At 67.3% G+C, this 12973-nt stretch carries 11 protein-coding genes, 1 tRNA gene and 3 pseudogenes; 9 read left to right on the plus strand and 6 right to left on the minus strand.

What is annotated here, in order from left to right; all coding sequences use genetic code 11:
* Positions 1–155 precede the first annotated feature (155 nt).
* The 3 genes from G4Q83_RS05200 to G4Q83_RS05210 all read left to right on the plus strand — a co-directional run bounded on the left by G4Q83_RS05200 (position 156) and on the right by G4Q83_RS05210 (position 1880).
* On the plus strand, positions 156–782 hold the full coding sequence (locus G4Q83_RS05200; protein WP_128421840.1) for an integrase: 627 nt from the start codon (positions 156–158) through the stop codon (positions 780–782).
* A 12-nt stretch (positions 783–794) separates the two neighbouring features.
* Positions 795–1427, plus strand: coding sequence for an RES family NAD+ phosphorylase (locus G4Q83_RS05205; protein WP_128421839.1), 633 nt, complete (start codon positions 795–797; stop codon positions 1425–1427).
* Positions 1428–1511: 84 nt separating this feature from the next.
* Positions 1512–1880, plus strand: coding sequence for a DUF3742 family protein (locus G4Q83_RS05210; protein WP_128421838.1), 369 nt, complete (start codon positions 1512–1514; stop codon positions 1878–1880).
* A 15-nt stretch (positions 1881–1895) separates the two neighbouring features.
* Here the strand turns inward: G4Q83_RS05210 and G4Q83_RS05215 are convergent.
* A pseudogene (locus tag G4Q83_RS05215) lies at positions 1896–3101 on the minus strand (conjugal transfer protein TraG N-terminal domain-containing protein); the annotation flags it as partial.
* A gap of 63 nt (positions 3102–3164) precedes the next feature.
* Between G4Q83_RS05215 and G4Q83_RS05220 the strand changes: the two are divergent.
* Both G4Q83_RS05220 and G4Q83_RS05225 read left to right on the plus strand, forming a co-directional pair.
* Positions 3165–4315, plus strand: a pseudogene (locus G4Q83_RS05220) (IS3 family transposase).
* A gap of 14 nt (positions 4316–4329) precedes the next feature.
* Positions 4330–4686, plus strand: a pseudogene (locus G4Q83_RS05225) (transposase); the annotation flags it as partial.
* Here G4Q83_RS05225 and G4Q83_RS05230 read toward each other — a convergent pair.
* Positions 4673–5653, minus strand: coding sequence for a DUF6538 domain-containing protein (locus tag G4Q83_RS05230; protein ID WP_146095461.1), 981 nt, complete (start codon positions 5651–5653; stop codon positions 4673–4675). The pseudogene G4Q83_RS05225 and the gene G4Q83_RS05230 overlap by 14 nt on opposite strands.
* 100 nt (positions 5654–5753) lie before the next feature.
* A tRNA-Ser gene (locus G4Q83_RS05235) sits at positions 5754–5846 on the minus strand.
* A 243-nt stretch (positions 5847–6089) separates the two neighbouring features.
* On the opposite strand from G4Q83_RS05235, the gene dnaX reads away from it, so the two are divergent.
* From dnaX to G4Q83_RS05255, 4 genes are all read left to right on the plus strand, one after another.
* Positions 6090–7949 carry a DNA polymerase III subunit gamma/tau gene (gene dnaX, locus G4Q83_RS05240; RefSeq protein WP_128421339.1) on the plus strand — a complete coding sequence of 620 codons (1860 nt, stop codon included), beginning with the start codon at positions 6090–6092 and terminating at the stop codon, positions 7947–7949.
* A gap of 6 nt (positions 7950–7955) precedes the next feature.
* The gene (locus G4Q83_RS05245; RefSeq protein ID WP_003479775.1) at positions 7956–8276 is read left to right on the plus strand and encodes a YbaB/EbfC family nucleoid-associated protein; all 321 of its coding nucleotides are present in this window, start codon (positions 7956–7958) and stop codon (positions 8274–8276) included.
* A gap of 131 nt (positions 8277–8407) precedes the next feature.
* Positions 8408–9022 carry a recombination mediator RecR gene (gene recR, locus G4Q83_RS05250; protein WP_128421340.1) on the plus strand — a complete coding sequence of 205 codons (615 nt, stop codon included), beginning with the start codon at positions 8408–8410 and terminating at the stop codon, positions 9020–9022.
* Between the two features lie 76 nt (positions 9023–9098).
* Entirely contained in the window at positions 9099–9446 is a 348-nt protein-coding gene (locus G4Q83_RS05255) for a histidine triad nucleotide-binding protein (protein WP_128421341.1), read from the plus strand.
* Between the two features lie 106 nt (positions 9447–9552).
* Here the strand turns inward: G4Q83_RS05255 and G4Q83_RS05260 are convergent, their stop codons facing one another.
* The 3 genes from G4Q83_RS05260 to G4Q83_RS05270 are packed head-to-tail and all read right to left on the minus strand — an operon-like array spanning position 9553 to position 12972.
* Positions 9553–10080: a Slp family lipoprotein gene (locus G4Q83_RS05260; RefSeq protein ID WP_128421342.1), complete on the minus strand. Its 528-nt coding sequence runs from the start codon at positions 10078–10080 to the stop codon at positions 9553–9555.
* Positions 10077–12023 (minus strand): transglutaminase TgpA family protein, encoded by a 1947-nt coding sequence (locus G4Q83_RS05265; RefSeq protein WP_128421343.1) that lies wholly within the window; start codon positions 12021–12023, stop codon positions 10077–10079. Before G4Q83_RS05265 ends, G4Q83_RS05260 begins: the two co-directional genes overlap by 4 nt.
* The gene (locus G4Q83_RS05270) at positions 12016–12972 is read right to left on the minus strand and encodes a DUF58 domain-containing protein (RefSeq protein ID WP_128421344.1); all 957 of its coding nucleotides are present in this window, start codon (positions 12970–12972) and stop codon (positions 12016–12018) included. The genes G4Q83_RS05265 and G4Q83_RS05270 overlap by 8 nt, the downstream gene beginning before the upstream one ends.
* Position 12973: the final 1 nt, after the last annotated feature.

Consider the following 12973-nt stretch of genomic DNA (forward strand, 5'->3'; position numbering starts at 1 on the left):
CACGAATGGATTGGACGGAGACCCGGCGCTGGCCTCTGCCTATGCTGCGGGAGACGCTACCCCGGCAGGTAGGCTCTCGTTCAGGCGACCAAGTTGACAAAAGCGACAAAGGAGACTATAGTGAATCCTATCTCAAACCTGCTTGGGAGATGACCATGCCCACCGCCATTGAATTCATTGCCGATCGTCTGCCGCGCGTCACCGTGGAGGATGTGCGCCGCTTCGCGGATACCGTCGAAATCCGGGATGCACCGGCTTTCGCGGCCGAGTTGCAGGCGTTCATTCACGAGCGCGTAGAGGCGGTGAAACTGCCCGCCAGCCTCGAAGGCGAAACGGTGGAGCAGGCCTTGAAGCGTAAGACGGCTGCGCTGCGCGCCGAGACGCGCTGGGCGCCGAGTGAAACCGACGTCCAGCGAGGCCGCGCCGTGTTGCTGGAAACCTTCAACCAGCCGCACAACCTGCCGCCCGCGAAGTTCGCCAAGCTGGCGGACAAGTCGCGCCAGCAGATCTACAAGGACATCCTCGCCCGTCGGCTGCTGGCGCTGAACGTGGGGCCGCGAGGCCAGAAGCTGCCCGACTGGCAGCTCGACCCGGTGAAGCAGCAGTTGACCCAAACCGTGCTTCAGGAGGTCGAGGGCATCGATCCTTGGACGATCTACCGTGCATTGTCCGAACCGCTCGAAGGCCTGGGCGGTCGCTCGCCGGTGGATGCGGTGACGCATGGCACGATCGACGACGTGGCCGAGGCCGTGTTCAACGTGCTGGGCGTTCAGGTGCATTGAAGCGAGACCGCCATGAGCCACGAGTTGCCTTCGTTCCTGATCGATGCCGGCGAACTGCTCCAGCATGTGAGCCGCGTCGTCTATCGGGGCAGCCCGCTGTACTATGGCCGCAGCAGCACCAATCGCTACGATGACCCGGCGCGGGCCTACGGCGTGCTCTACCTGGGCCGCGACCTGCCGACGGCGATGATGGAGTCGGTGTTTCACAAGCACCAGTGGCTTGCGGACACGAAGCGCTCGATCGCGCTGAAAGAAGTCCAGGGCCGGATGGTGCGCGCGGTGGGAGTAATGGCCGATGTGCTCCTGGCCGACCTCACGGCACCCGGCGTCATGGCGGGCTACTTCGGCCTGAACCTGGAGCAGTTGGCCAGCCGCGACTACACGCACACGCAGCAGGTGTCGGCCCAAGTGCATGCGATGGTCGGCGACGATGGCCAGCCATTGTTCGACGGGGTGCTCTATCCGTCGCGCAACAACTATCCCGCCAAGAGCATTGCCCTGTTCGAGCGTGCGAAAGCGAAGGTCAGGGTCATCAAGGACATCGACCTGGTTGACCATGTGGATTGGCCGGGTTTCGTTGTCACCTATCGCATCGGCGTGGAGCCCTACCCCGACCCGGTGGAACCGGATGACGAAGCGTCCTGAAGCAGCAAAAGAACACATTGAAGCCCCAAGCAGAATGAATTGGACCAAGTTGGAATAGGCATCCTCGTGTAGCAGGAGACGACCATGAACACGACAACCCGTATCAGCACCGCAGGTCGCAGCGTTGGCCGTGGATGGCGCGCCTTTGCGCGCGGCGAGCGAAGGTTGTCCAGTTGGCTCGCCTCCAAGGGGATGCCGATGGCGGGCGTCGCCGTGTTGTTGTGGGTGGTCAAGCTAGTTACGCTAGGACTGCTGTTCTACGTTGCCTTCTGGCTGGCGTTGTTGCTCCTGCTGGGAGTTGCGGCGGCATGGATGGCTGACAATTCGGCTAGAAAAGACGACCGCTGGGCGCAACAGGATGAACTACGCAATGGCGAGGCGGGCTTTGGCTTGTATTCGTCCACCGGTCAGAGGATCGACCCTCACGACCCGAACGATCCTTTCGATGACTAAGATTTGCCCGGTCCGTCACAGCACCTTGCCGGCTACCTTGTTTACACCTGCCCCTGCGCTATCACGCGCTTCCTTGGAACCTACGGCAAGGTTCTGAGCGATCACCCCGGCCTTGATCCCGACCCAGCCCAAGGCCGCGACCCAAAATGTCGGCAGGACCAGGAACATCGTCCCGGTGACGAAGTTCAGCAGCATGTCGCCGAACGCATTGTTCAAGCCCACCAGTGGATCGAAGTTGTTGTGCGGCCGGTTCCAGCCCCAGCCCCACCCATAGAGCGCATCGAGGATGGTGCTGTCGATCCAGCGGGCCAACTGAAACCAAAAATCGACGAAGAACAGCGCGAACTGCACGACGCTGACCGTGACGACCGTCTTGATGTCGTAAGTTCCCACCACCAGTACCAGCGGAATGCAGACTACCAACGCCATCTTGAGCAGTGCGAGCACCATGGGCAACGCTTGGCGCACCACGTCCATTGCCGGGAAAGCGGCGATAGCCCCAACCGCCAAGCCAACATCGCTCGTGGCACGGTTGACGACATTGGGCAATGTCTTGTCAATCTGACCGCCGTAGTCCGTATAAACCGAGCCCTGATTGAGCTTCTGTTGCCGCGGCGAGGCGATCGCGCGGATCACCGAATCGTCCACGTCGGCACGGCTCAGGAACCCAGCCCAGCCCGTCAGCCGCGTGAGCAGGTTGGGGTCCACCTGGCCCAGCAGCCGTGCCCGCAGGCCGTTACTGCCATCGGCCCACCATTGCCGGCAGTTCGGGTAGCCGCCGCCGCTGGACACCTGCGCAAGCCCTGCATCGCGGTTGTTGTCGTAGGGCCAGTCGTCGCGCGGAGTGCTGGCGCGATAGCTGTCGTAGTAGCCAGCCGTGTCCGTAAAGAAGCGCGAGCCGATCCAGGTGACGTCGTGCATCTGCTCTTCGTCAAGCTGCGGGCGCTGCATGAACAACTTGGCGCGGGCCGGCCCGTAGCAGTCGTGCGAGAAATCCGCCACTTCCTGCGCCAGCACTGGATCGTCGATGCGCGTGGCGTCGATCTCCATCCGCATCTGCCGCAGATCGGTGCCGCAGGGGATTGCGGCAACCGAGGCGCCCGTGACAGCGCGCGAAAGCGCATGCATGAAGGCCCACCACACCGGCAACTTCGCGCTTTGGTTGTTGAGGGTCGAGAAGGACTGCGACCAGCCTGTATCGGCAGGCTGCGGCACGCTGACTGGACCGGCCAGCCTTTCGTAGACATCCGGACGCCATAATTGATGGCAATGACCGAGGTGTTTATGGGCAACAGCAAGCAGTACACGGATGAGTTCCGGGCCGAGGCGGTGAAGCAGGTGATCGAACGCGGCTTCACGGTGGTGGATGTGGCCTCCCGAATCGGGATTCCCAAGCACACGCTATACGGGTGGGTGCAGGCCGCCAGGAAGATGGCGCCGGCAGCCGGCGCTGCAGCGGCGTCGACCGACTCAGCGGAGATTCGCCGGCTCAAGGCCGAACTGAGGCGGGTAACCGAGGAGCGCGACATCCTAGAAAAAGCCGCCGCGTACTTTGCCAAGGGGTAAGGGCGAAGTACGCGTTCATGCGTGCGCACGTCCGGGAGTTTCGTCTGGCGACGATGTGCCGGGTGCTGGGCGTGCATCGCAGTGGTTACTAGGCCTGGCTGCGCAACGGCACCAGCGTCCGCGAACGCGAGGACCAGCGCTTGCTGGGCCTGATCAAGCACCACTGGCTGGCCAGCGGCGCGGTGTACGGCTATCGCAAGCTCACCCTGGATCTGCGTGAGGCCGGCGAGCGTTGCAGCCGTCACCGGGTGCGGCGCTTGATGAAGGCCGAAGGCTTGCGAGCGCAGGTTGGCTACGGCAGCAAGCCGCGTTAGCGGGGAGGTCCGGTCGGCGTGGTGGCGAATGTGCTCAACCGGGACTTCATTCCGCAGGCCCCGAACAAGGTCTGGGTCACGGACATCACCTATATCCGCACCTACGAGGGCTGGCTGTTCTTGGCAGCGGTAATGGAGCTGTATTGGCGCCAGATCGTGGGTTGGGCAACCGCTTCGACAATGACCAGCGATCTGGTGCTGCAGGCACTGGTGGCAGCGGCGTGGCGGCGCAAGCCCGGTCCTGGCGTGATGGTGCACTCCGACCAGGGCTGGCAGTTCACCAGCAGCGATTGGCAGTCGTTCCTGAAGGCGCACCGGATGGTGCCGAGCATGAGCCGACGCGGGAACTGCCATGACAACGCCGTGGCCGAGAGCTTCTTCAGCGTCTTGAAGAAGGAACGTATCAAGCGTCGGATCTACCCGACACGCGCCATGGCGGCATCGGACGTGTTCGACTATATCGAGATGTTCTACAACCCGATCCGCCGGCATGGTTCCGCTGGCGGCGTGTCACCGGTAGAGTTTGAAAGGCGCTACGCGCAGAGCGGCGACTGAGTGTCTACGGAAATCTGGCCGGTCCAACGGCGGAAGTGACCGACCGCAAAGGCGCGCTCCAATCCCTGGATCGTTGCAAGCCGAACCTGGGACACGTGCAAAGCCTGTTGTGCGATAGCGGCTATACCGCAGAACCGTTCGCCGAAGGCGTACGAGAGATCCTGGGCAAGCAAGTCACGGTGCAGATCGCCAAACGCAGCGAACTGCACACCTTCAAGGTCATGCCCAAGCGCTGGATCGTCGAACGCAGCTTTGCGTGGCTGGAAAAGAACCGAAGGCTATGGAAGAACTGCGAGCGTGAGCTCAACAGCAGCTTGCAGTTCATCCACCTGGCATTCCTGACACTACTACTACTACTCAAAAGATCGTGAACAGGTTCTTAAGGCGCTGGTGCTCGCCGTCGTCATTAATATGGATGTAGGCCACGCCTCCCTCCGTTTGCACATCGCTTACAAGCAGTTGTCCTACCTCAGAGGCACGGGCGCCCGTATACAGCCCCAGCAAGGCTGCCCAGCGCGCGGCGGGTGACAAGGTGGCAAACGCAGAGGGGGCGAACAGGCTGTTGATCTGCTTCAGGTCGAAGGCCTTGAAGCCCAGCTTGCGCCGCTTACGCTTGGCGCTATTGCCGTATGAGACATGGCTTCGGGCCGGATTGCTGTCTGTGTAGTAGCCAGCGGCAATCAACCAGTCGAAGAAGCCACCCAGATAAGACTGCTTGTTCACTCTGGTCGGGGTTGAGATGCCAGCATCTGCGAGCGACTGATAGAAGTTCGACAGGTCGATCCGGTTGATGTTTGGCAAAGGGTAGTCACGGCCGGTTGTGCGCACGAACCCGTCAATCGCCGACTTCTTGATGGTGTAGGTCTTGGGGATGGTGTCTGGGGCAATGGCCTTGAGCCAAAGGTCGCGCGCTTCCATCAGCGAAAGGACTTTGCTGGGCTGGGGCTTGGAGGGAACTGCCGGGGCGGCTATCGCGCCGAAGAACGCAGGGTTGACCCGGCCGATGCTTTCAATGGCGCGAGTCAGCGCCTCAGTGTCTTCGCCTGGCTCCGCTTGGATACGCAGGGTGCCGTTGGCGTCTCGTTTCAGGGTGTAGTCCTGGAGGCGTTGTCCCCGAAGCTCCTGGAGCCATTGCCCTGCCGTCTTCTCGCCCATGCCGTTCTTCCTGATGGAGCTGAAGACCTCAGCATAGCGGGCGGCCAGGATCAGGGCGCAAGCTTGGGCGCTGCGCATTTCGCGCGTTCGAAGGCTTCGCTTGAGAATTCGGCAGCCCAGGAGGGGCTGGAGATCGACGGGCACGCGCTGGCGGAACGAAAAGCCCGCTGGCGTCTTGATCAAGTGATGGGGAACTCTCATCGGGATGTGTCCCGATTTGTGTCCTGCCCCTTGCTAGGCCCAGAAAAGCAAAACCCCTGATTTCTCAGGGGTTTGCAGAGTCTGGCGGAGAGAGGGGGATTCGAACCCCCGAAGCGCGGTTTAGACGCTTACACACTTTCCAGGCGTGCTCCTTCAACCACTCGGACACCTCTCCGGGCCTGCCGGCGCGAGGTAGCCGACGACAGGGCAGGGGCGGGATTCTAGCCGTCGCGGGCGCCGTTAACAAGGCGAATGGCCCGCGGCGGCGGGGCATGCCGCCGCTGCCGGTTCCCGAATCGCGGAAAAGCGCCGGCCCGTCGCTGTCCGCACCGTGCCCACGGGCCGGTCGCGGCTGCCGCTGAACGATCGGCGCGGCGCGGCGTGGCACAATGGCGGTTCAGATGAAGACGGTTGCCTGATGTCCTATCTCGTCCTCGCCCGCAAGTGGCGCCCCAAGCGTTTCGCCGAACTGGTGGGACAGGAGCACGTGGTCCGCGCGCTCAGCAATGCGCTGGACAGCGGGCGGGTGCACCACGCTTTCCTGTTCACCGGCACCCGCGGCGTCGGCAAGACCACCATCGCGCGTATCTTCGCCAAGTCGCTGAATTGCGAGCAGGGCACCAGCGCCGACCCATGCGGGCAGTGCCCGGCGTGCCTGGACATCGACGCCGGCCGCTACATCGACCTGCTGGAGATCGATGCCGCGTCCAACACGGGCGTGGACGACGTGCGCGAGGTGATCGAGAACGCGCAGTACATGCCGTCGCGCGGCAAGTACAAGGTCTACCTGATCGACGAAGTGCATATGCTGTCCAAGGCGGCGTTCAACGCGCTGCTGAAGACGCTGGAAGAGCCGCCGGAGCACGTCAAGTTCCTGCTCGCCACCACCGACCCGCAGAAGCTGCCGGTGACGGTGCTGTCGCGCTGCCTGCAGTTCAACCTCAAGCGCCTGGACGAGGAGCAGATCCAGGGGCAGATGGCCAAGATCCTGGCCGCCGAGCAGATCGAGGTCGATGCCTCGGCGATCGTGCAACTGGCCAAGGCCGCCGATGGCAGCCTGCGCGACGGCCTGTCGCTGCTCGATCAGGCCATTGCCTACGCTGGCGGCGCGCTGCGCGACGACGTGGTGCGGGCGATGCTGGGCACGGTCGACCGCACCCAGGTCGGGGCGATGCTCGAGGCGCTGGCCGATGGCGACGGGCAGCGGCTGCTGCAGGTGGTCGTCGGGCTGGCCGAGTTCTCGCCGGATTGGAGCGGAGTGCTGGAAGCGCTGGCCGAGGCGCTGCACCGGATCCAGGTGCGGCAGCTGGTGCCGGGCGCGGCGGTGGCCGGTCTCGATGGCCTGGACCCGGCGCCGTTCGCCGAACGCCTGCGTCCGGAAATCGTGCAGCTGTGGTACCAGATGGCCTTGAACGGGCGCCGCGACCTGTACCTGGCGCCGAGTCCGCGCTCCGGTTTCGAGATGGCGGTGCTGCGCATGCTGGCGTTCCGCCCGGCGGGCGCGGCGCCGTTGCCGGCCGCGTCCGGGTCAGACACGACCACGGAAGGGCGCATGACGGCGGTGCCGGTGTCCGCGGCGTCTGCCGCTGCTTCCCCCAGCGTCGCCGCGCCGTCCGTCGCCGCACCGGTCGCGCCCGCCGCACCGATGATGGCGCCGGCGCCAGTACCGGCCGCTGCGATGCCGGCACTCGCGCCCGCGCCTGTCGCAGCGGCGGCAGTGCTGGACCCGCCATGGGAAACCGCGGCACCTGCATCATCGCCAGCCGCGACCATGGTGCCGGTCGCGCCGGCTCCTGCGCCCGCGGCCGAGCCGGAAATGGCGATGGTGCCGCCGCTGGCCGCCACCACTGCGCGTATGCCGCCCGACACCAGCGCGGCGCGCGTGCTGCACGTGGCCGAGGACTGGCTGGAACTGGTCGCCGACTGCGGCCTGACCGGGCCGTCGCGGCAGCTCGCCGCCAATTCGGCCTTCGTCAGCCACGCCGACGGCGTGCTGCGGTTGTCGCTGTCGCCGGGCTTCGAATACCTGCAATCCGAGCGCTCGCTCGGCGAACTGGCCGCGGCCCTGACCGATGCGCTGGGCAGCCGGCCGAAGATCGTGATCGAAAGCGGCATCGCGGTCGATGCCGAGACCCTGCACGAGCGCTCGCACCGGCAACGCGGCGAGCGCCAGACCGCGGCCGAGACCGCGTTCCTGCACGACCCGGCGGTGCAAGCGCTGATCCAGCAGCAAGGCGCTCGGGTCGTGCCCGATTCCATCCGCCCTTACCAAGAGTAGACACGCATGCGCGGGAACATCGCCCAATTGATGCAGCAGGCGCAGAAGATGCAGGAAAACCTGCAGCGCGCCCAGGAAGAACTGGCCCAGCTGGAAGTCACCGGCAGCGCCGGCGGCGGCATGGTCAGCGTGACCCTGACCGGCGCCAAGGAGTGCCGCAAGGTGCGGATCGATCCGAGCATCCTCTCCGATCAGGAGATGGCCGAGGACCTGATCGCCGCTGCCTTCAACGATGCGTCCAACAAGATCGACGCCGAGTCCAAGTCGCGGATGGGCGCGGCCACTGCCGGCATGCCGATCCCGCCGGGCATGAAGCTGCCGTTCTGAAGCCGGGACTCGGGACTCGGGACTCGGAAAAGCCAAGCCGGCGTAGCGCCGGATGGTAGTGCCACGTCCTGAAGGGCTACGAGTGCAACAGCCCGCCTTTCCGAGTCTCGACCCCCGACCCCCGACCCGCAATGAGCCCCTCCCTGCTCGAACAACTGATCGACGCCTTTCGCGTGTTGCCCGGCGTCGGCCAGAAGACCGCGCAGCGGATGGCCTACCACGTGCTCGAACGCGAGCGCGAGGGCGGACAGCGCTTGGCCGATACCTTGCGCGAGGCGATCGAGCGCATTGGCCACTGCACGCAATGCCGCGATTTCAGCGAGACCGAACTGTGCGCGATCTGCGCCAGCGCCAGTCGCGACCGGCAGCAGTTGTGCGCGGTGGAGTCGCCGGCCGACCGGCTGGCGATCGAGCACGCCACCGGCTACCGCGGGCTGTATTTCATCCTGCAGGGCCGGCTGTCGCCGCTGGACGGGGTCGGTCCGCGCGAACTCGGCCTGGACCGGCTCGGTGCGCGGCTGGCGCAGGGCGAGATCGCCGAACTGATCATCGCCACCAATTCCACCGTCGAGGGCGAGGCCACCGCGCATTATCTGGCGCAGCTGGCGCGCCGGCACGGAGTGCGCCCGAGCCGGCTGGCGCAGGGCCTGCCGCTGGGCGGGGAACTGGAGTACGTGGACCGCGGCACGCTGTCGCATGCGTTCGGCAGCCGCCACGAGGCGCCGCAGGGCGGTGCCGGCGAGTAGCGGCCTGCGCGGCAGTGCCTGTGCGCTGCCGAATTGGGCTATAACGACTGCCCCTTTCCGCCCTGCGACCCGGCCCATGGATACCATCTTCGGCAAGATCATCCGCCGCGAAATTCCCGCCAGCATCGTCTACGAGGACGACGACGTCCTCGGTTTCAAGGACATCGCGCCGCAGGCGCCGGTGCATGTGCTGTTCATTCCCAAGCAGGTGGAGATCCCTACCCTCGACGACCTGACGCCGGAGCAGGCGCCGCTGGTCGGCAAGCTGGTGCTGGCCGCGGCCGTGTACGCGCGCGATCAGGGCCTGGCCGAGGACGGCTACCGGGTGGTGATGAACTGCCGCGAGCATGCCGGGCAGACCGTGTTCCATCTGCACCTGCACTTGTTGGCCGGTGCGCTGCTGGGCCGCTTTGGCACGCCCTGATCCGATTGCCGGCCGGCGCATGCGGGCGCGATCTGCCGCGGTGCTGCCGGCCAAACGGAAAACACCGCTTTTCAGCGGCGTTTTCTTGTCCATCGTCGCACAACGCTCACCACCAGCCGCGGCCCCAGCCCCAGCGCGGGCCCCAAGGATCCCACGGCCCCCAGGGACCGTACGGGTAGGCGGGCACCACGTCGACCTGACGCACCACCGGCCACAGGTAGACCACGTCGGCGCTGATCTTCGGCAGGCGGTAGTCGTACTCGCCGATGCGGGTGCTCTCGTAGCCGGAGACGTGGCCGATGAAGGTCACCTCACGTCCGGGCTCGAACACCGCCGGGTCGTAGAAGCCGGCACGGCAGGCGACGAAGCGGCCGTCGCTGGCGTCGGCCGAATCGCTGTCCGGACGGCCGCTGGCGCTCAGCGGCCGCGACAGCATCTGGAAGCAGGTCTCGCCCTGGCCGGGCTTGGTCTGGATGATCTTGCCGCCCCAGCGCACCGAGGCGCCGACCTGCTGGCCGGCGACCGAGTCGCGCGGGGTGACGGTGGCGAACTGGCCTTGCAGCGGCTTGGGCGCGGTCGCGCAGGCGCCCAGGACGAGAACGGCCATGACGGGCAACAGCAATCGGATCTTCATCGAAATGCTCCGGTGTGCGGACGGTGCCTGCGCAGGTCGCGCAACAATGAAGCGCTGTCCGAATCGGCGCCAGCGTAGCGCGAATCGGCGAAACGTTGGCTGAGCGAAAGCAGCGCCGGATCGGGCATCACCCGGTGTACACGCTGCGCCCACGTCAGCGCCGGTTCGTGCGCCTCGCGGCCCAGGCCGAGCCGTGCGTAGCGCCGGCCCAGCCGCCGCCAGGCGCGCAGCAGCGGGTCGCGCTCGCGTTCGCCGCGGGCCAGCAGCCAGGCCATCCAGCCCAGCACCAGCGCCGCGAAGCCGGCGAACAGCGCGACCAACTGCGCCGGCTCCAACTTGGCGATGCCCAGATTGCTCAGCAGCCGTTGCTGGCGGTTGGCGTCGAACGACAGCACCAGGTCGTTCCAGCCGCGGCGCAGCCAGTCGCCGACGTCGCGCAGCTGCCAGCTGGCGCCGCCCTGGGCGCCGGCGCCGGCGCCCAGGCGGTCCTCCAGGGTGTCGTAGATGCGTTCCGGGGCGACCGCGGCGGTCGGATCCACGCGTACCCAGCCGCGCTGCGGCAGCCATACCTCGGCCCAGGCGTGGGCGTCCATGCGCCGCACCACCCAGTAGCCGCCCAATGGATTGCGGATGCCGCCGGCGTAGCCGGTGACCACCCGCGCGGGGATCCCGGCGCCGCGCATCAGCACCACGAAGGCGGAACTGAAGTGCTGGCAGAAACCGGCCTTCTGCTCGAACAGGAATTCGTCGACACCGTCGCGGCCGGGCAGCGGCGTGTCCAGGGTGTAGCCGAAGTCGCGGCGGATCCATTGCAGCGCACGCGCCACGATCGCGGCGTCGTCGGCGCCGGCCTGCTGCCGCCACTGCCGGGCCAGGGCCAGGGTGCGCGGGTTGTAACCCGGCGGCAGCGCCAGCGCGCGCTGGCGCTGGGCCGGCGCCAACTCGGTCTCGAAGCGCAGCGGCGGCGCCGAGCGCAGCCGCCAGCGTGTCAGCGCGCTGAGCGGGCGCTCGGTGTGCAGGACGTAGTCGGCGGACACGCGGCTGCCGTCCGGCGCCTGCAGCGGAAGGTCCAGCGCGACCAGCTGGCGGCGGTCGGTCGGCTCGACCTCGATCTGGTAGTCCCATGCGACCGCGCCGGTGCGCACCGGCGGGGCCGGCAGGGACACGTTGCCGCGTTGCGCGCGCCACGTGCTGCCGTCGAAATCCCACAGCACCGGTCCGCGCCAGTAGCGCTGGGCCGGCGCGGGCGCGGGGCCGAAGAACTGCACGCGCAACGCCGGGGTGTCGTCGGCCATCAGGTCCAGCCACTGCGCGGGGCTCATCGTGTCCGCCAGGCCGGGCCGCGCCAGCGCGCGCTCGGGGATGCCCCACAGCGGCGCGCCCAGCCGCGGGAACAGCCAGAACGCGGTCAGCGCCAGCGGCAGGCCGAGCGCCAGCAGCCGGCCGACGCCGCGCACCTGGCCGCGCAGCGGATGGCGGCCGCTGTGTCCCTCCTGGTCGGCCAGGCGCTGCATGCATAACAGCGCGGCGATCACCGCGGCCAATGCCAGGAGCATCGTCGACGGGCCCTGGTCGAGCAGGAACGCGGCGAACGGTGCGAACAGGGCGAAGCCGAGCAAGCTGCGCGCGTCGCGCAGCGTCTTCAGTTCCGACGGCTTGATCGCCAGCATCGCCGCGAGCATGGCGCAGCCGGTATCGCGGCCGAAACGCATGCCGACCTGCCAGTAGATCGCCGCCAGCATCGCCGCCACCAGCAGCAGGCGCAGCGCGGCCGGCAGCGGCCGCCACGCCGAACTGGCGCCGATCAGCACCGCAGCCAGCGCGAACACCAGCGCCAGCGTCGCGGGCAACTGCAACAGCAGTGGCAGCAACGCCAGCATGCCGGCAGCGAGCGCCCAGTGGCGGCTGCTGGCGTTCAGCGCGGGCGAGTGCGGCTCAGCCATGGGGCAGCAGTGCCAGCGCGCGCTGGCACAGGTGCCGGTGCTGCGGGCCGCGGCCCGGCCCCAGCGGCGGCTGTCCCGGCAGCAGCAGGCGGTAGCGGCGGCCGTCGCGCTCGGCCTCGTCGACCCAGCGCGCCAGCCGCGCGATGCGCCGCTCGTAGGGCAATCCCGGCAGGGTCCGCCAGTCCAGCACCACGTCCACGCCGACCGGGCGCTCGTACTCGCGCACCAGCAGCGTGTCGCGGCGCGCCGAGTGCTTCCAGGAGATTGCGCGCGGCGTATCGCCGGCGCGGTACGGGCGCAACTGGTGCAGTTCCTCGCCCAGCGCGTGCAGCCGGGTCTGGGTCGGGGTGCCGGCGCCGGACGGCAGCGGCGGCCCGTCCGCCTCCGGTTGCGGGTAGACCAACAGCGGCGTGTCCGGCCAGAACCAGGCCCAGGCGCGCAGCAGGCCCAGCGGCTGGGTGGTGGAAATCCGGATGCGCTGCAGGTCGAGCCAGCCGCGGCGCTCGGTGGGCAGTTGCAGGTCGGCTTCGTTGCCGCCGTCGCCGTGCAGCGCCAGGTAGGTGTGCTGGCGGGCATGGGCCACGCGCAGGCCGCGCCGGGGCCGGGCGTCGCCGGCGGCCAGGGCCAGCCGCAGCCGCAGCGGCGTGCCGGCCGCCACCGGCTCTGCCGACAGCGCCTCCAGGCGCAACCCCGACAGCTGCAAGTGGGCCATGATCGCGCTGGCGATGGCGGCCGCGCCGAGCAGCATCGCCAGCAGCAAGGCGGGGTTGTTGTTGTAGTTCAGCGCGCCGAGCAGCATCGTCCCGAGCAACAGTGCGATGAAGCCGCCGAACGGCGTGGGCAGGATGTAGATCCGGCGCCGGTCCAGCCGCACCGGCAGGGCTTCGGGATCGCGCGGCCGCGCCAGCCGTGCCAGTGCCCGACGCCACTCGCGCAGCCGTGACCGCATC

Source organism: Xanthomonas theicola (assembly GCF_014236795.1).
In the GTDB taxonomy this organism is placed as follows: Bacteria; Pseudomonadota; Gammaproteobacteria; order Xanthomonadales; family Xanthomonadaceae; genus Xanthomonas_A; species Xanthomonas_A theicola.